Annotated in this window: 17 protein-coding genes; 8 read left to right on the top strand and 9 right to left on the bottom strand. The window is 44.4% G+C overall.

Annotated elements, in window-relative coordinates:
• Positions 1–28: 28 nt before the first annotated feature.
• The 6 genes from ACRRQV_RS05685 to ACRRQV_RS05660 all read right to left on the bottom strand — a co-directional run bounded on the left by ACRRQV_RS05685 (position 29) and on the right by ACRRQV_RS05660 (position 5671).
• The gene (locus ACRRQV_RS05685; protein WP_432528576.1) at positions 29–1219 is read right to left on the bottom strand and encodes an MFS transporter; all 1191 of its coding nucleotides are present in this window, start codon (positions 1217–1219) and stop codon (positions 29–31) included.
• A 107-nt stretch (positions 1220–1326) separates the two neighbouring features.
• Positions 1327–2406, bottom strand: a complete 1080-nt coding sequence (locus ACRRQV_RS05680; protein ID WP_432528574.1) for an ABC transporter substrate-binding protein — start codon at positions 2404–2406, stop codon at positions 1327–1329.
• On the bottom strand, positions 2403–3212 hold the full coding sequence (locus tag ACRRQV_RS05675) for an ABC transporter permease (protein WP_432528572.1): 810 nt from the start codon (positions 3210–3212) through the stop codon (positions 2403–2405). The genes ACRRQV_RS05680 and ACRRQV_RS05675 overlap by 4 nt, the downstream gene beginning before the upstream one ends.
• The gene (locus ACRRQV_RS05670; protein WP_432528570.1) at positions 3196–4020 is read right to left on the bottom strand and encodes an ABC transporter permease; all 825 of its coding nucleotides are present in this window, start codon (positions 4018–4020) and stop codon (positions 3196–3198) included. Before ACRRQV_RS05670 ends, ACRRQV_RS05675 begins: the two co-directional genes overlap by 17 nt.
• On the bottom strand, positions 4010–5116 hold the full coding sequence (locus tag ACRRQV_RS05665) for an ABC transporter ATP-binding protein (RefSeq protein WP_432528568.1): 1107 nt from the start codon (positions 5114–5116) through the stop codon (positions 4010–4012). Before ACRRQV_RS05665 ends, ACRRQV_RS05670 begins: the two co-directional genes overlap by 11 nt.
• 15 nt (positions 5117–5131) lie before the next feature.
• A complete protein-coding gene (locus ACRRQV_RS05660; RefSeq protein ID WP_432528566.1) occupies positions 5132–5671 on the bottom strand; it encodes a helix-turn-helix domain-containing protein in 540 nt (179 codons plus the stop codon).
• 354 nt (positions 5672–6025) lie between these two features.
• Between ACRRQV_RS05660 and ACRRQV_RS05655 the strand changes: the two genes are divergently transcribed.
• From ACRRQV_RS05655 to ACRRQV_RS05645, 3 genes are all read left to right on the top strand, one after another.
• On the top strand, positions 6026–6259 hold the full coding sequence (locus ACRRQV_RS05655; protein WP_432528564.1) for a hypothetical protein: 234 nt from the start codon (positions 6026–6028) through the stop codon (positions 6257–6259).
• A gap of 79 nt (positions 6260–6338) precedes the next feature.
• Positions 6339–6998: a potassium channel family protein gene (locus ACRRQV_RS05650; RefSeq protein ID WP_432528562.1), complete on the top strand. Its 660-nt coding sequence runs from the start codon at positions 6339–6341 to the stop codon at positions 6996–6998.
• A 103-nt stretch (positions 6999–7101) separates the two neighbouring features.
• On the top strand, positions 7102–7686 hold the full coding sequence (locus ACRRQV_RS05645) for a hypothetical protein (protein ID WP_432528560.1): 585 nt from the start codon (positions 7102–7104) through the stop codon (positions 7684–7686).
• Between the two features lie 82 nt (positions 7687–7768).
• Here the strand turns inward: ACRRQV_RS05645 and rnjA are convergent, their stop codons facing one another.
• Positions 7769–9436, bottom strand: a complete 1668-nt coding sequence (gene rnjA / locus ACRRQV_RS05640; protein ID WP_432528558.1) for a ribonuclease J1 — start codon at positions 9434–9436, stop codon at positions 7769–7771.
• A 2-nt stretch (positions 9437–9438) separates the two neighbouring features.
• Positions 9439–9651 (bottom strand): DNA-dependent RNA polymerase subunit epsilon, encoded by a 213-nt coding sequence (locus ACRRQV_RS05635; protein WP_432528556.1) that lies wholly within the window; start codon positions 9649–9651, stop codon positions 9439–9441.
• A 276-nt stretch (positions 9652–9927) separates the two neighbouring features.
• Between ACRRQV_RS05635 and ACRRQV_RS05630 the strand changes: the two genes are divergently transcribed.
• Positions 9928–10698, top strand: a complete 771-nt coding sequence (locus ACRRQV_RS05630; RefSeq protein WP_432528554.1) for a Cof-type HAD-IIB family hydrolase — start codon at positions 9928–9930, stop codon at positions 10696–10698.
• A gap of 194 nt (positions 10699–10892) precedes the next feature.
• Here ACRRQV_RS05630 and def read toward each other — a convergent pair whose 3' ends face one another.
• Positions 10893–11459 (bottom strand): peptide deformylase, encoded by a 567-nt coding sequence (gene def, locus ACRRQV_RS05625; protein WP_432528552.1) that lies wholly within the window; start codon positions 11457–11459, stop codon positions 10893–10895.
• Positions 11460–11601: 142 nt separating this feature from the next.
• Here def and ACRRQV_RS05620 point away from each other — a divergent pair, with 142 nt between their 5' ends.
• The 4 genes from ACRRQV_RS05620 (at position 11602) to ACRRQV_RS05605 (ending at position 16015) form a co-directional block, all read left to right on the top strand.
• A complete protein-coding gene (locus ACRRQV_RS05620) occupies positions 11602–12243 on the top strand; it encodes a YkyA family protein (RefSeq protein WP_432528550.1) in 642 nt (213 codons plus the stop codon).
• A gap of 255 nt (positions 12244–12498) precedes the next feature.
• Entirely contained in the window at positions 12499–13611 is a 1113-nt protein-coding gene (gene pdhA, locus ACRRQV_RS05615; protein ID WP_432528548.1) for a pyruvate dehydrogenase (acetyl-transferring) E1 component subunit alpha, read from the top strand.
• Between the two features lie 3 nt (positions 13612–13614).
• On the top strand, positions 13615–14592 hold the full coding sequence (locus ACRRQV_RS05610; RefSeq protein ID WP_432528546.1) for an alpha-ketoacid dehydrogenase subunit beta: 978 nt from the start codon (positions 13615–13617) through the stop codon (positions 14590–14592).
• A 28-nt stretch (positions 14593–14620) separates the two neighbouring features.
• The gene (locus ACRRQV_RS05605) at positions 14621–16015 is read left to right on the top strand and encodes a dihydrolipoamide acetyltransferase family protein (RefSeq protein ID WP_432528544.1); all 1395 of its coding nucleotides are present in this window, start codon (positions 14621–14623) and stop codon (positions 16013–16015) included.
• The last annotated feature ends 4 nt before the right edge of the window (positions 16016–16019 follow it).

Raw genomic sequence — 16019 nt, 5'->3', positions numbered from 1 at the left:
TCTTTTTCGCTTTTTGTCGTTTATTATATTAAGTCCGGCTAAGTTGAAGCAATTGTTGTTTTTTCGCTGACCATGTAAAAGCAAGGAAGAAGCAGCCGAGCAAGATGACCGTTCCTGCGATGTATGGAAAGCTGATGTTGATATCAAACAAGATGCCTGCTAATGCTGGCCCAATCATATTGCCTAAACTCATATATGCGTTGTTCATGCCTGCAGCAAATCCTTGTTGATCGCCTGCAAGTTTGGAGATCAAGGTATTGATGGCTGGCCGAAGCAAGGCGGCTGAGGTAAAGAAGACAGCGGCGACGAGTAAAATGGTCCAGTACGTACTGACGAAAAGAACGGCAATCATCGTAATCGCCAAAATCATCAAATTGACCAAGATGACTTTCATTTCTCCATAGCGTTTAAACAAGCGATCGATGATGAACGTCTGGACTATTACGCCGGCAAAACCGCCCACGGTCATCAACACCGCAATGTCGGTTGGCGTGTAATTGTATTTATGGTCCACATACAGCGAAATAGTGGACTGGAAGTTGGCTAGGCCAAACGCAAATATCAACATGACAAGCAGCATGACAAAATACGGTGTGGCGGTAGAGCGCTTCATTTGCTGGAAGATGTTTTCACGTTTGTCCATGGCATTTGTAATGGTTGGTATGATATTCGGCAAAACAAAAAATGAAATAAGTGCTGCAATCAATGCAACGGAGGCGGCGACATAAAAAGGGAATTGTAGGCTGATGCCTGCTAAAAAGCCACCAATTCCTGGTCCTATGGTAAAGCCGAGCGACATGGAGGCGCCAAGCAAGCCCATTCCGCGGCCGCGTTCTTCATACGTGGTAATATCTGCGACAAATGCCATCATCGGTGGAATCAAAAAGGCAGATCCGAGTCCGCTGAAAAAACGGGCCAAATACAAAATCCACAGTTCGCTCGCCAATCCGAAGACGAGCTGCGACAATCCGAAAACGACCAATCCGAAAATGATGAGGTTTTTCCGTCCGTACTTATCCGACAACTGGCCCGACAGCGGTGAAAATAAAAACTGCGCCAAGGCGAAAGTGGCAATCAGCGTTCCAAGGGCTTGGCCAGCAACGCCAAACGTTTCCAGGTACGCGGGCATAATGGGAATGATCAAGCCAATTCCGCTCATTGCAATAAACATATTGAACATCAGCACATAAAGTGCAAAATTATTTGATTTAGCTGCCATCGGCAATCCTTCTTTCCCTATTGTTTCGTGTCTCTAAACTTTAGCATATCCAATCTCAAAACTATACCCGAAAACACATTAAAAAAACAAGCAGGAAAGCCTGCTTGTTAATTTTTCATATCCATTTTAAATTCCAGGAATAATTCGTTGTAAATCCCGAGCATTTCCGGGCCTAAGTTCTTGTAAACTTCCAAGCGCTCCCGCAATTCTTCATTTGGGTAAAAGCGTTCATCTCCGGTGAGTTCCGGGTCCATCAATTTAATAGCTGCTTGGTTGGGCGTGGAATAGCCGACATATTCAGCATTTTGCGCCGCCGCTTCTGCACCCAGCATGAAGTTGATGAACGCATGGGCGCCTTCTACATTTCCGGCTGTTTTTGGAATGATCATGTTATCGAACCAAAGATTCGAACCTTCTTCAGGTATGGAATAATCGATGTTTTCATTGACGTACATCATATCCGCTGCTTGCCCGGACCACGTCAAGGCAATGGCTGCTTCTTCGCGGCGCATCATTTCAACAATTTCATCGCCAATAACCGCTTTGACATTAGGACCGAGAGTTTTTAATTTATCGGTTGCTTGCCGCAGTTCGGCCATGTCGGTCGAATTCAGGGAATAGCCTAAGCTGTTCAAGCCCATGCCGATCGTTTCACGGGCGCTGTCGACCATGATGACTTCTTCTTTTAAGCTTGGGTCCCACAGGTCGTTCCAGCTTTCGAACGTTTGCCCGTCAAGCAATGTCGGGTTGAATGCGATGCCGACCGTTCCCCAAAAATAAGGGATGGAAAATTCGTTGCCGGGATCAAATGGCAAATCAAGGAAATACGGATCGATGTTTTTGAGATTTGGTATTTTCTCGTGGTCCATTGGAATGAGCAAGTCGTTTTCCTTCATTTTTTCAATGGCGTATTCGGAAGGCATCGCTACATCGTAAGAAGTTCCGCCTTGCTCGATTTTTGTCATCATCGCTTCATTCGAATCGAATGTTTCGTAAACGACTTTGATGTTGGTTTCTTCTTCAAATTGGCTAATCAATTCGGGATCGATGTATTCGCCCCAGTTATAGACGGTAATCGTCCCGCCGCCAGACGTTGTTGCCGAACTTTTTTCCAGCACTGATACGGCGTAAAACAACAATGCCGTAACAACTAAAATGGCTATACTCGCACGCACGATATCTTTCATAGGTCAGTTCCTCCTGTTTCAACAGGCGGGCGCGGGGTCCGCTGGTTGAAGAAGTAATAGCCGACAACCAAGCCGAGCGTCACGACGAAGATCAAAGCAGACAACGCATTGATGGTAAGCGTGATTCCTGCCCGTGCCATCGAGTAAATTTCCACGGACAAGGTGGAGAAGCCGTTTCCTGTAACAAAAAACGTGACCGCAAAATCGTCCAAGGAATACGTCAGCGCCAAGAAAAAGCCGGCGAAAATTCCCGGTTTGATATACGGGATAATGACGCGCGTTAGAATATCGCGTTTGGTGGCGCCTAAATCGGCAGCAGCGTCAATCAATGAGCTGCTCATTTCCTGCAATTTCGGCAAAACCATGATCACGACAATCGGAATGCTGAACGCAATATGCGAAATCAACACAGAAGCAAAGCCCAGTTTTACCCCGATCATCGTAAACAAAATCAAGAACGAAGCGCCGATGATAACATCCGGGCTGACGATCAAAATGGTATTGAGCGACAGGACCGCATTGCGCGTATTGCGGTTGCGGAGAAAGACAATGCCGATGGCACCGAGCACACCAATCGCTGTTGCAATCAATGACGACAGCAATGCCACAATGACCGTGTTCAGCAAGATGATGATCAGTCGCGTATCGCCAAATACTGCTGCGTAATGTTCCAGCGTGAATCCTTCAAAGCTCGACATCGTGCCGCCGCTGTTGAACGAGTAGAAAATCAAGTAAAAAATAGGAGCGTATAAAATGATAAAGACAAGCGCCAAATAGGCTTTTGCTGCTTTACTTAATTTTCCCATTGCCGGCGCCTCCTTTATCTTGCTGTCCTGTCAGCATCATGACGATGATCATAAATAAAATTAAGAATACGGCAATCGTCGAACCCATGCCCCAGTTTTGGGTAACCAAAAACTGCTGCTCAATCGCGGTTCCAAGCGTGATGACTTTATTCCCTGTAATTAGACGCGTAATGACAAACAGCGAGAGGGCAGGGATAAAGACCGCTTGAATGCCGGATTTGACGCCGTTTAGCGTCAACGGGAAAATGACGCGCCGGAACGTTACCCAAGCTGATGCCCCGAGGTCGCGCGATGCATCGATCAAACCGGGGTTCATTTTGTCCAAACTATTGAAAATCGGCAAAATCATAAACGGGATGAAAATATAAACTGCCACAAAGATGAAGCTGGCATCTGTGAACAAAATTTGCTGTTTGCCGATTCCGATTGCTTCCAGAAACTTATTGGCAGGGCCGTAAAGGCCGAATATCCCAATGAACGCATAAGCTTTCAACAGCAAATTGATCCAAGAGGGAATGATGATCAATAATAGCCAAAGCTGTTTGTGCTTCGTTTTGGTCAGCCAGTAAGCGGTCGGATAAGCAACCAGAATACAGACCAACGTGATCAAAAACGCGTACCAAAACGAAGAAATTGTCATTCGCAAATACACCGAAGAAAAGAAATTTTGGTAGTTGGAAAACGTGAAATTTCCGCTGATGTCAAAAAACGAGTAATAAACAACAAGTGCAATGGGCGCAATGACAAACAACGCAATCCAAAGATAATACGGAATCATGTAAAGCGGGCGGGATGCGTTATTTTTCATAGCTTCCAGCTCCGTATGATTCTAACCTGGCATCAAAGGCTTCTTCCGATTCATTCAAGCGCATAACATGAATGGCTTCCGGATCAAAATCCAAGCCGATTTTCTTGCCGACTTCCGCCTTTTTCGTAGAATGGACGAGCCATTCGTTGCCCACTTCATCAAGCGTCGAAATTTCAAAATGAACGCCTCTGAACAATTGCGTGTCCACCGTAACGGCCATTTTGCCTTGGGTGACATCGGTGATTTCCAAATCTTCCGGACGAATGACAATTTCCACATGTTCGTTTGGATTCAAGCCTTTATCGACGCATTCAAATTCCTGATTGGCAAAACGGACGCGGTAATCCGCGATCATTTCGCCGGCCACAATATTCGATTCGCCAATAAAATCGGCTACAAAGCGGTTGATCGGCTCGTCGTAAATGTCCATCGGCGTTCCGCTTTGCTGGATTTCGCCGGCATTCATAACGAAAATTTCATCCGACATCGCCAGCGCTTCTTCTTGGTCGTGGGTAACAAAAACGAAAGTTTTCCCAAGTCGCTGCTGAAGTTCGCGCAATTCGTATTGCATTTCAGTACGCAACTTCAAATCGAGTGCAGACAGCGGCTCATCAAGCAAAATTACTTCCGGGTCGTTGACGATGGCGCGGGCAATTGCCACACGCTGGCGTTGGCCGCCAGACATTTCATTAATTTCCCGGTTTTCATAGCCTTTCAAATTGACGAACTCCAACGCTTCTTTTACGCGGCGTTCAACTTCCGCTTTTTTCATTTTCTTGATGCGCAATCCAAAGGCGATGTTTTCAAACACATTCAAGTGGGGGAACAGCGCGTAGTCTTGGAACACCGTATTGACTTGGCGTTCGTTTGCCGGTACATTGTTCATTTTTTTGCCTTCGATGTAAATATCGCCGCTGGTCGGGGAGTGGAATCCTGCAATTAGACGCAAGATGGTCGTTTTGCCGCAACCGGACGGGCCAAGCAAAGTATAAAATTTCCCTTTTTCCAGTTCAAAACTGACGTTGTTTAATACATTGCCAGCTCCTTCATAAGTTTGTGTTACGTTATCAAATCGGATAATTGATTGTTGAGACATACGAACCCTCCTGCATTATAAGTAAGAATGAGTAGCTACGATCAGTAATTCAGATGTTCCATGGTGTTCATTGCTTATTCGATGGTGATCGGAAGCTGAATAGTACAGGGAATCTCCAATGTTGGCGATATAATCATTTTCTCCTAATGTCAGCCTAATCTTGCCTTCTAACACGTAAATGAACGTTTCCGCTAAAGAAGGTTCAAAAAGTTTGAACTGTCCTTTTTCCTGCAGCGTCAAATATACCGGTTCCATTTCTTTTTCGTTCGAAGTAGGAATGAGCCAGTCAATTTCGTAGCCGGCTTCTGCATCGGTATGGACAGTGTGATCCTCAGCCGAATAGACGATTTTTTCTTCTTCATCATCGTCAAAAAAATCTTTTGGCGTCGTGCCAAGAACTTCTAGCAATGAAAACAAAGTTTCAATAGACGGGGAATTCATGTCCCTTTCCAGTTGAGAAATAAAGCCTTTGCTCAAATCCGTGCGTTCACCCAATTCTTCTTGGGTCAATCCATTTTTTAAACGGAGCCTTTTGATTTTTGTTCCAATTTGCATCGGCCATCTCCTCGATTCGTTTAGTAATAATAAACTTCGAGAAAAAGAAGTTTAGTTAAAATAGACTTTTAGTTTACTATAAACATCTTTTATTATACAAAAATAAAATCGTATTACAAGTAAAAAAAATATCTTTCATCTCAGCTTCTTATCAATTGCTTTTTAGGGGGATGAGTCCTTATTATAGAGAAATGGTAAAAAAGTTTTAGGTACTTTACAAAAGCCAAATTGGATTGGTGTTATACTAGAGGTACAGACAAAAGCTCAACCTATACTCTGGGAGTGGATTACATGAACGGAAAAATGAATTTTTTTCTTGACCCTAAAAATCGCGTGGTCAAAAAAAATTCCATTATGAATTATAAACAAGATCAACAAGGTCTTTACTTGGTCGCAAACAAAAAGTTCATTAATTGGATGGAAGTCCATACGTATTGCCATAGCTGCCTGTCAGCTTTAACATTCGACGATGAATTTGATGCAAGCTATTGTGCTGTATGCAACGAATGGCGTGAAGAACCTTGCAGTGATGACAGCTGTGAATATTGCGAAAAACGGCCGAAGAAGCCATTAGATCCCCGCCGGTGAGCGGGGTTTTCTTTTTGTCGATAAACTGTCGGCGAAAGAGTAAAATACAAGTGAGAGCATAATGATTTGGGGGATAAAGATGAAAAAGGAATTTGTAGTAATCGGTTTAGGGCGGTTTGGTGGAAGCATTGTTCGGGAGCTGATTGAACAAGATGCAGATGTTATGGCAATTGATAAAGACTCGGAACGCGTCGACGAGTACGCCTCTATTGCGACGCAAGCGATTGTTGCTGATACGACCGATGAAGCGGTTCTTAAATCACTTGGCATTCGGAATTTTGAACACGTCATTGTTGCAATCGGTGAAAACATTCAGGCCAGCATTTTAACGACGCTTATGTTGAAAGACATTGGCGTAAAAGAAATTACCGTCAAAGCTCAAAATGATTACCACGCGAAAGTGCTGAGCAAAATCGGCGCTGACCACGTTGTGCATCCGGAACGGGACATGGGCATCCGGATTGCCCACAATATGTTGTCGAACAATGTACTGGATTACTTGGAATTGTCGGACGAACATTCCATCATGGAAATCCGCGCCAATGAAAAATTAGCCGGCTATACGCTCATTGAGCTGGACATCCGCGCCAAATACGGCATCAACATTGTCGCCATTAAGCGCGACGGCGACATTCTCGTATCTCCGCAGGCGGATATGAAAATTGCGTTTGGGGATGTGTTGATCATCATCGGCTCAGACGTGGACATTAACCGGTTTGAAAAGAAAGTGCTGAACTAAACGATCAAACGAAAATGAAAAGGGCAATCCCAGAAGTCAGCAGCAAAGACTTACCGGATCTGTCCTTTTTTGTGGAAATAAAGAAGGGAGAGGGGGCATGGCTGTGTTTTCCAACGACCAATTAAAAGAGCTGATCGAAGGCAAAACAATCGGGGATGCGTTTCCCTACAACACAAAAAATGAACAAGAAATTGAAGCGCACATCCGGCGGCTGGTTTTTCGCATCAAGCGTATTCCTCATTTGCAATGCGAAGCCGAGTGGGATCATTTTGGGAGCGGCTATGCCTCGTTTGTGGAATTGTTCTGCTGGCGGAAAGAGGACGTTGCTGTCCGCAAAGTAAACACCGATCGATGGGAAGAAGAAAGACAAGGAATTATCATTGATGTTTGCCGTCTTGCCCTTGCAGCCATCATGGGAGAAGATGTCAGGTACAAGGTGTTCCGGGACGGCGAAGAAATCGGCGGTGCATATGGCTCGTTGCTCGACGCGCCTAACCGGCTGCGCGTCAGCGAACACCTGCAGCCTGCAGCAGAACAAATCAAACTTGCATTAAACGAATTCCATTTGGAATTATTAGAGGCAGCAGCCATCAACAGGCTCCTGCCATTTCAAGCAAAGATCCCCACACTGTACCGCAATCCAAAAGATTATTTGACTATGGATGCCTTGTTTTATTGGGAAGATTGAAAGTGGAATTGCCATGAATGCCAGAAAATAATTTGATACAAAAAAGCCTCCGCATAGAAAATCTATGCGGAGGCTTTTGCAATTACACTTCCATAATGATCGGCAAGACCATTGGGCGGCGTTTTGTTTTTTCGTATAAGTACGGCCCCAGTACATCCGAGATATCGCTTTTCAGCTCAGACCATTCGGTGTTTTTGCCGTTGATTTTTTTGTTCAAGTGGCGGTTAAGCATTTGCTGGGCTTCGTAAATCATGGTGCCGGATTCGCGCATATAGACGAATCCGCGGGAAATGATATCCGGTCCTGAGACCATTTTGTTTTTCTCCATATCGACGCTGACCACAACAATGACCAAGCCTTCTTCAGATAAAACACGGCGGTCGCGAAGTACGATGTTGCCGATATCGCCAATGCCGCTTCCATCAATGTAGACATCTCCAGAAGGCACACGGCCTGCAACGGATGCTTCGTCTTGCCCTAAAGCAAGAACTTCGCCATTTTCCATGATAAACGTGTTTTCTTCTGGCACGTCGCAATCAATCGCAAGCTGCGAATGCATTTTTAACATCCGGAACTCGCCGTGGATTGGCATAAAGAACTTCGGTTTGATCAAACGAAGCATCAATTTCTGTTCTTCTTGAGACCCGTGTCCAGACGTATGGATGTTGTTAAGTGAGCCGTGAATAACATCAGCTCCGGCACGGAACAATAAATTGATCGTCCGGTTTACGCTGCTCGTATTGCCCGGAATCGGGGAAGATGAGAAGACCACTGTGTCATTTGGTTGGATTTGGATTTGGCGGTGCGTGCCGTTGGCGATCCGTGAAAGAGCTGCCATCGGTTCACCTTGAGATCCTGTGCACAGAATCAGCACTTCATTTGCCGGCAAACGGTTCAAAGTTTGCGTATCGACAAAAGCGTCTTCCGGTGCATTAATGTAGCCCAGTTCGCGGCCAATCGTAATGGCGTTGTCCATGCTGCGACCAAATACAGCGATTTTGCGTCCTTGCGCCACAGCTTCATCTGTTACTTGCTGCAAGCGGTAAATGTTAGAAGCGAATGTTGCAAAAATCAAGCGGCCGTCTACTTTTCTCATAATGTCGCGAATCGTTTCTCCAACTTTTCGTTCGGACATTGTGAAGTTGGGCACTTCCGCGTTGGTGCTGTCGGACAGCAAGCACAATACGCCTTCGCTGCCGATTTGAGCCATTTTCAATAAGTTGGCAGGTTCGCCGACCGGTGTAAAGTCGAATTTGAAGTCTCCAGTATGCACAATATTACCAGGGGGCGTTTTAACAACTACACCGAATGCATCTGGAATACTGTGTGTGGTTCGGAAAAAGCTGACTGCTGTTTTACGGAATTTGATGACATCGTCTTCTTCGATTTCAGTCATTTTCGTTTGGCGCAATAAGCCGTGTTCTTCTAATTTTTTGCGGAGCAATCCAAGGGCTAATTTTCCGCCGTATACTGGAATGTTGATTTTTTTCAATAAATACGGGATGCCGCCAATATGGTCTTCGTGGCCATGAGTGATAAATAGCCCTTTAATTTTGTCGACATTTTTAACTAAATACGTGTAATCCGGAATAACATAATCGATTCCGAGCAGATCGTCTTCCGGAAATTTGATGCCGGCGTCAATTAAGATGATTTCATCTTGGAATTGCACGCCATAGGTATTTTTGCCGATTTCGCCCAGTCCGCCGAGTGCGAATACAGCTGTTTGGTCATTTTTTACAAATTTCATATTTAGTTGATGCTCTCAACTTCATAATTTTGGCTCGCTTGTTCATATTCTAAATGGCTGCCTTCAAGCAGCTGAACAAGCTCGATGTTGTAATTGCGGTCCTTCAAGTGTTGACGCACTTCGCGCTCGGTAGAAGCTTCAACATAAAGGCTTTTTGTATTTTCGCGAACTGGTACCTCAAAACGGTTTTCTTGGTAATAAACTTTAAAAATCATAATATGCTCTCCTTTTTCCACGTTCAAATTAATTCACTTTCTTTATATTATCATGTCATTGTTTTAAAATAAAGAATAGCCCTTCTTATTTATCTAGAAGGGCTAAAAGGGTCACGCTATTTTCTTTTTGTTCATGATGCCATTGAGCTGTCTAAGAAGCTTTCTTTTTAAACGCTTCAACATGGCTAACCACTCCTTACGAAGATTATACTGTATATTCAGAAAAATGTAAAGAATGCACGATTTTTAATAAAAAAGTAGAATGGAGAATGCAAAATGGGAAAATTACTGCTGCTCGATATTGACGGCACACTGCTTGGATCCGATAAACGGCTGCCGGCTTCTGCGAAAGAAGCGCTTCAACAGGCAAAAGAAAACGGCCACGATCTGGCCATCGCAACAGGGCGCGGACCATTTATGATCAATAAATTAAAAAAGGAGTTAGGCATTGAATCGTTTATAACGTTTAATGGCCAATACGTGGTCCACAATAACAAAGCGATACATACCGAAGCGTTGGATCCGCAGAAACTTTCCGCTTTGGTGGAATACGCGGAACTTCGGGATCATCCACTGGTGTTCATGACCGAAGAAAAAATGGTTTCGTCAATCGACTATCATCCGGATATCGATGAAAGCATCAAAACCTTGAAATTTCCTCATCCCGAAATGATCAAAGATTTTCATTTGAATCATCAGATTTACCAGGCGTTGGTTTTTTGTGAAGAAAAAGAAGAGCCGCAATATTGGGAAGCTTTTCCGGATATGAATTTTGTCCGTTGGCACCGCGTATCATGCGATGTTTTGCCAAAAGGCGGGACAAAAGCGAGCGGAATTGACCATTTGATCCGGGCAACAGGCCACTCGATCGAAGACACGATTGCGTTTGGCGACGGATTGAATGATTTGCAGATGATGGCAAAAGCCGGATTCAGCGTAGCAATGGAGAACGGCCACGAAGAAACAAAAAAGAATGCTTCTTATGTAACAGACCATGTGGATAGAGATGGCTTAGCAAAAGCGTTCCGCCATTTGAAGTTGATATAAACGTTTAAAGTTAAAGTGAAGAAAGCTATTATTAAGCCGCTTCGGTCGCTTTGGGAAGTGCAAAGGCGATTTTGTCTCTGCATCGCTTCGCTAGCTTCGAGACATGAAAGGGCGCTGCTCTTGCGCAAGCAATCTATAAATAATATGTTGAACCTTTTTAGAAAAGATAATGAAGCAATAAAAAAACTCCGGGATTATTCTCCCGGAGCGCGATCGACTGCGATGGCATTTTCTATTTCAGCAAATGGATTTTGCGAATTGATGTGGTCAAAGAACATCACCCCGTTCAAATGGTCAAGTTCATGCTGGAATGCGATGGCCGGCAATCCTTTCAAACGTTTTTTATATTCCTTGCCCTCTATATCAAAAGCTTTCACCGTTACGCGTGCATAGCGGGGGACATAGCCCGGAATAGCCCGATCAACCGATAAACAGCCCTCGCCAGCTGACAAATAAGCTTTTTCAACCGAATGGCTGATGATTTTTGGGTTGATGGCGATCAAGCTAAGATCTTCTCCTGAATTTTTGTCGAAATGCAAAGCGAAAATGCGTTTTGGCGCGTTGACTTGGGGGGCGGCAATTCCGACTCCAGGACGCAATCCGTATTTTTCAATCATTGCTTCATCTTGGCTGTTGATGACATATTCCATCAATTCTTCAGCAAGTTTCCGATCTTCTTCGGAAAGCGGAAAAGAAACTTCTTCAGAACGCAATCGAAGCGTAGGATGGCCTTCGCGAATAATATCTTTCATTAGTATCAAGTTTGTTCATCCTTTCATTGGTCGTGCATTGTATTTTAGTATAACGCAATGGAATCATCGGAGAAAGAAAAATGCCGGGATTCCAGTTGTGTTTTTTGGGGTGACAGACTATAGTTAATTCATGTAATAAGGAGGGTTTTGAGTGAAAAGAACTATGGCAGCCGCCGTTTTTTCAGGCGTGTTCCTTTTAAGCGCGTGTTCGGGCCCAACAACGGGAGAGCAGTTAGACACCGTGCTAAAAGAGACGTTTGATGCAGAAAAAGATTATCGTGATACACAAAGTGAAATGGAAAAGCTAGAAAAAAACGAACAGCAGCTGTTTGAATCGATCATGGCTTTGACGCAAGAACAGCAAGAAGAAGTAAAAACCCAAGCAGAAGAAGCGATAACGTCAGCTGATGAGCGACTGGCGCTTCTTGAAACTGAAAAAAAATCAATGAGTTCGGCTGAAGAAGAGTTCAAAGAAATTGACACCGTCATGGAATCAGCAAAGGAAGAAGATGTGAAAACGGACTTGACCGCGCTGAAGACCAAAATGCAAGAACGCTTCGACGCCCATTCGGATTTTACGGCTGCTTACGAACAGTTGACCAATTTACAAAAAGAACTTTATGAAATGTTGCTTGACGAAGAAGCCGAGATGCAAGTGCTACAAGAAAAAACGGTGGAAGTCAACGAGCAAAATGCAAAGGTACAAGAAGCTGTTACAGTATTTAACGAAAAAACCGAACAGTTTAATGAATTGAAAAACAGCACAATTGAAAATTTCACAGAGAAGAAGTAAAGCGGCCTGCAAGCCGCTTTTTTCTGTGCTATAAAAGAGAATGATAAATGAGTCTGTAGTATAATACAGGGAAGAATATTGACTGATACAGATTTTATTTACAAAAATTTTCTTTCTATTGTAATTGCTTGGTAATATTGGGTTGTCAATGATTGACCGGAAAAATCAACTAACGTATACTGAGAAAGAATATGCAATTGTATTACTAAATGAATAGAATAATTTTAATACAGATAAAAAAGGAGAGTTGCTTTTATGGCTGAGAAAAAATCACAGCAATTCGATCCGTTGGAAACGCTTCACGCGATCGAAGAAAAGTTTGAAATGGTTCAAATTTTAAACGAAGAAGGCGAAATTGTAAACGAAGAGGCTGACCCGAAATTATCGGATGAAGATCTTCAAGAATTAATGACCCGTATGGTCTATACTCGGATCCTTGATCAGCGTTCGATTTCATTGAACCGCCAAGGGCGCCTTGGGTTCTATGCACCGACGGCAGGACAAGAAGCATCTCAATTGGCTTCTCATTTTGCGCTTGAAAAAGAAGATTTCATCTTGCCTGGATACCGCGATGTGCCGCAATTGATTTGGCACGGATGGCCGTTGCACCAAGCATTCTTGTTCTCCCGTGGACATTTCATGGGCAACCAGATGCCTGAAGGCTTGAATATTTTGCCTCCGCAAATCATTATTGGCGCACAATACATCCAAGCTGCAGGAGTTGCGCTTGGCATGCAAAAACGCGATAAAAAATCTGTTGCTATTACTTACACTGGAGATGGCGGTTCTTCACAAGGAGATTTCTACGAAGGCATCAACTTTGCAGGATCTTTCCGTGCACCGGCAATTTTCATCGTACAAAACAACCAGTACGCAATTTCAACGCCGCGTGAATTACAGACTTCTGCAAAAACCATTGCCCAAAAAGCAGTAGCTGCAGGAATCCCGGGAATATTGGTTGACGGCATGGATCCGCTTGCAGTATATGCAGCAACACGGGACGCTCGTGAACGCGCAGTTAACGGTGGAGGGCCGACATTGATCGAGACTCTTTGCTATCGCTACGGCCCGCACACAATGGCTGGAGATGACCCAACTCGCTACCGTACATCTGATATCGACAGCGAATGGGAAAAGAAAGATCCATTGGTTCGTTTCCGCAAATATCTGGAAGCAAAAGGCTTGTGGAACGAAGAAAAAGAAAATGCAGTAATTGAACGTGCTAAAGATGAAATCAAAGCGGCGATCAAAAAAGCCGATAGCGCACCAAAACAAACGGTGACGAATATGCTGGAAATCATGTACGAAGAAGTTCCGTTTAACGTGCAAGAACAGCTGGATATCTACAAAGCGAAGGAGTCGAAGTAAGCAATGGCACAAATGACAATGGTTCAAGCAATTACCGACGCTCTAAGATCAGAATTGCAAAACGATGAAAACGTTCTTGTTTTTGGAGAAGATGTCGGAAACAACGGCGGAGTTTTCCGTGCAACTGAAGGGCTGCAAAAAGAATTTGGCGAAAACCGCGTATTTGATACGCCGCTAGCAGAATCTGGCATTGGCGGCCTTGCCATCGGTTTGGCTTTGCAAGGTTTCCGTCCCGTACCTGAAATTCAATTTTTCGGCTTTGTATATGAAGTGATGGATTCTATTAACGGCCAAATGGCCCGCATGCGTTTCCGCAGCGGCGGCAGCTTGAATGCTCCTGTAACGATCCGTTCTCCTTTTGGCGGCGGAGTTCATACACCGGAAATGCACGCGGATTCATTAGAAAGTTTGATGACGTCTCAACCCGGTTTGAAAGTGGTTGTTCCATCAACTCCTTACGATGCCAAAGGGTTATTGATTTCTTCTATCCGCGACAACGACCCAGTTATCTTCCTTGAGCACTTGAAACTTTACCGTTCAGGACGCCAAGAAGTTCCAGAAGAATCATATACGATTCCTCTAGGCAAAGCGGATGTAAAACGCGAAGGAACAAATCTTACAATTGTTACTTACGGCGCGATGGTGCAAGAAAGCTTAAAGGCTGCAGAAGAGCTTGAAACTGAAGGCTATTCAGTTGAAGTCATCGATCTTCGCACAATCCAGCCATTGGATATTGAAACCATCATTGCTTCAGTAGAAAAAACAGGCCGTGCAATGGTCGTTCAAGAAGCACAAAAACAAGGCGGAATTGCAGCGAACGTCGTGGCTGAAATCACGGACCGTGCAATTTTGAGCTTGGAAGCGCCAGTACTGCGTGTAACAGCGCCAGACTCTATCTTCCCGTTCTCCCAAGCTGAACAAGTTTGGCTTCCGAATTCGAAGGATATAGTAGAAACAGCGAAAAAAGTGCTTACGTTCTAATAGTTGCGTCAAAGAAAGGGTGAAACTAATGGCTTTTGAATTTCGTTTGCCGGATATCGGAGAAGGTATCCATGAAGGTGAAATCGTAAAATGGTTCGTAAACGTTGGAGACACAATCGAAGAAGATGACATTCTTTTCGAAGTGCAAAACGACAAATCGGTGGTTGAAATGCCATCTCCTGTAACAGGGAAAATTTTGGAGATTTTAGTTGAAGAAGGAACAGTTGCGGTAGTGGGCGATATTTTGGTCCGCATCGAAGCTGAAGGTTCGGAAGACATCCAGTTCAAAGGAAGCCACGGCGGCCAAGAAGGCAATGTGCAGCAAGTAGAAGAAAAAACAGAAGAGCTGGTTCAGGCTAGCACAGGAGAATCGAGCCAAAAAATCGACAAAGCTCCTGTTAAAGAAGAACAGCCGGAAGTTGGCAACACGGGCGCTGGCGCACAGCCGCAAGTCCAAGCGGAAACAGATTCGAATGCCCGCGTTATCGCAATGCCTTCAGTCCGTAAATTTGCGCGCGACCAAAACGTCGACATCAAGCAAGTTTCGGGATCAGGCAATAACGGCCGCGTATTAAAAGAAGATGTTGAAGCATTCATGAACGGTGCCCAACAGCCTGCCGAGCAAGCTCCAGCTGAAGAAGTGAAAACAGAAGCTCCAGTTGCTGCCGAGCAACAAGAAGCGCCAAAAGCGGCTTCGCCGGCACCGGTACTTGAAGGCGAGTTTCCAGAAACACGTGAAAAAATGTCTGGAATCCGCAAAGCAATCGCTAAAGCAATGGTTCATTCCAAGCATACCGCTCCTCACGTAACGCTGATGGACGAAGTAGATGTGACTGAACTTGTAGCGCACCGCAAAAAGTTCAAAGACATTGCGGCTGAAAAACAAATCAAGCTGACTTACTTGCCTTACGTAGTGAAAGCGCTAGTTAGCACATTGCGTGAATTCCCGGCGCTTAATACATCGTTTGACGATGAAACAAGCGAAGTGGTTCAAAAACATTATTACAATATCGGCATCGCGGCAGATACAGACCGCGGATTATTGGTTCCAGTCGTCAAAAATGCTGACCGCAAATCTGTCTTCTCAGTTTCTGCTGAAATCAATGAACTTGCAGAAAAAGCACGTTCAGGCAAGTTATCTCCGAGTGAAATGAAAGGCGCGTCTTGCTCGATTACCAATATTGGGTCTGCTGGAGGCCAATGGTTCACGCCAGTTATCAACCATCCGGAAGTTGCGATTCTTGGAATCGGACGGATCGCTGAGAAGCCTGTAATTAAAAATGGTGAAATTGTAGCGGCTCCTGTGTTAGCATTATCATTGAGCTTCGATCACCGCATGATCGATGGAGCAACTGCCCAGCATGCATTGAATCACATTAAACGCTTGTTGAGCGAACCAGAATTATTATTAATGGAGGCGTAAACTT

This window comes from Planococcus sp. YIM B11945, from assembly GCF_050864155.1.
Lineage (GTDB): Bacteria > Bacillota > Bacilli > Bacillales_A > Planococcaceae > Planococcus.
The sequence above is the reverse complement of the archived record's forward strand: the minus strand, read 5'-3'. Positions and strand labels throughout refer to the sequence as shown.

Coding starts and splice junctions, on each gene's coding strand:
- ACRRQV_RS05685 (WP_432528576.1), bottom strand. CDS start 1,219: ATGGCAGCTAAATCAAATAATTTTGCACTTTATGTGCTGATGTTCAAT.
- ACRRQV_RS05680 (WP_432528574.1), bottom strand. CDS start 2,406: ATGAAAGATATCGTGCGTGCGAGTATAGCCATTTTAGTTGTTACGGCA.
- ACRRQV_RS05675 (WP_432528572.1), bottom strand. CDS start 3,212: ATGGGAAAATTAAGTAAAGCAGCAAAAGCCTATTTGGCGCTTGTCTTT.
- ACRRQV_RS05670 (WP_432528570.1), bottom strand. CDS start 4,020: ATGAAAAATAACGCATCCCGCCCGCTTTACATGATTCCGTATTATCTT.
- ACRRQV_RS05665 (WP_432528568.1), bottom strand. CDS start 5,116: ATGTCTCAACAATCAATTATCCGATTTGATAACGTAACACAAACTTAT.
- ACRRQV_RS05660 (WP_432528566.1), bottom strand. CDS start 5,671: ATGCAAATTGGAACAAAAATCAAAAGGCTCCGTTTAAAAAATGGATTG.
- ACRRQV_RS05655 (WP_432528564.1), top strand. CDS start 6,026: ATGAATTATAAACAAGATCAACAAGGTCTTTACTTGGTCGCAAACAAA.
- ACRRQV_RS05650 (WP_432528562.1), top strand. CDS start 6,339: ATGAAAAAGGAATTTGTAGTAATCGGTTTAGGGCGGTTTGGTGGAAGC.
- rnjA (WP_432528558.1), bottom strand. CDS start 9,436: ATGAAATTTGTAAAAAATGACCAAACAGCTGTATTCGCACTCGGCGGA.
- ACRRQV_RS05635 (WP_432528556.1), bottom strand. CDS start 9,651: ATGATTTTTAAAGTTTATTACCAAGAAAACCGTTTTGAGGTACCAGTT.
- ACRRQV_RS05630 (WP_432528554.1), top strand. CDS start 9,928: ATGGGAAAATTACTGCTGCTCGATATTGACGGCACACTGCTTGGATCC.
- pdhA (WP_432528548.1), top strand. CDS start 12,499: ATGGCTGAGAAAAAATCACAGCAATTCGATCCGTTGGAAACGCTTCAC.
- ACRRQV_RS05610 (WP_432528546.1), top strand. CDS start 13,615: ATGGCACAAATGACAATGGTTCAAGCAATTACCGACGCTCTAAGATCA.
- ACRRQV_RS05605 (WP_432528544.1), top strand. CDS start 14,621: ATGGCTTTTGAATTTCGTTTGCCGGATATCGGAGAAGGTATCCATGAA.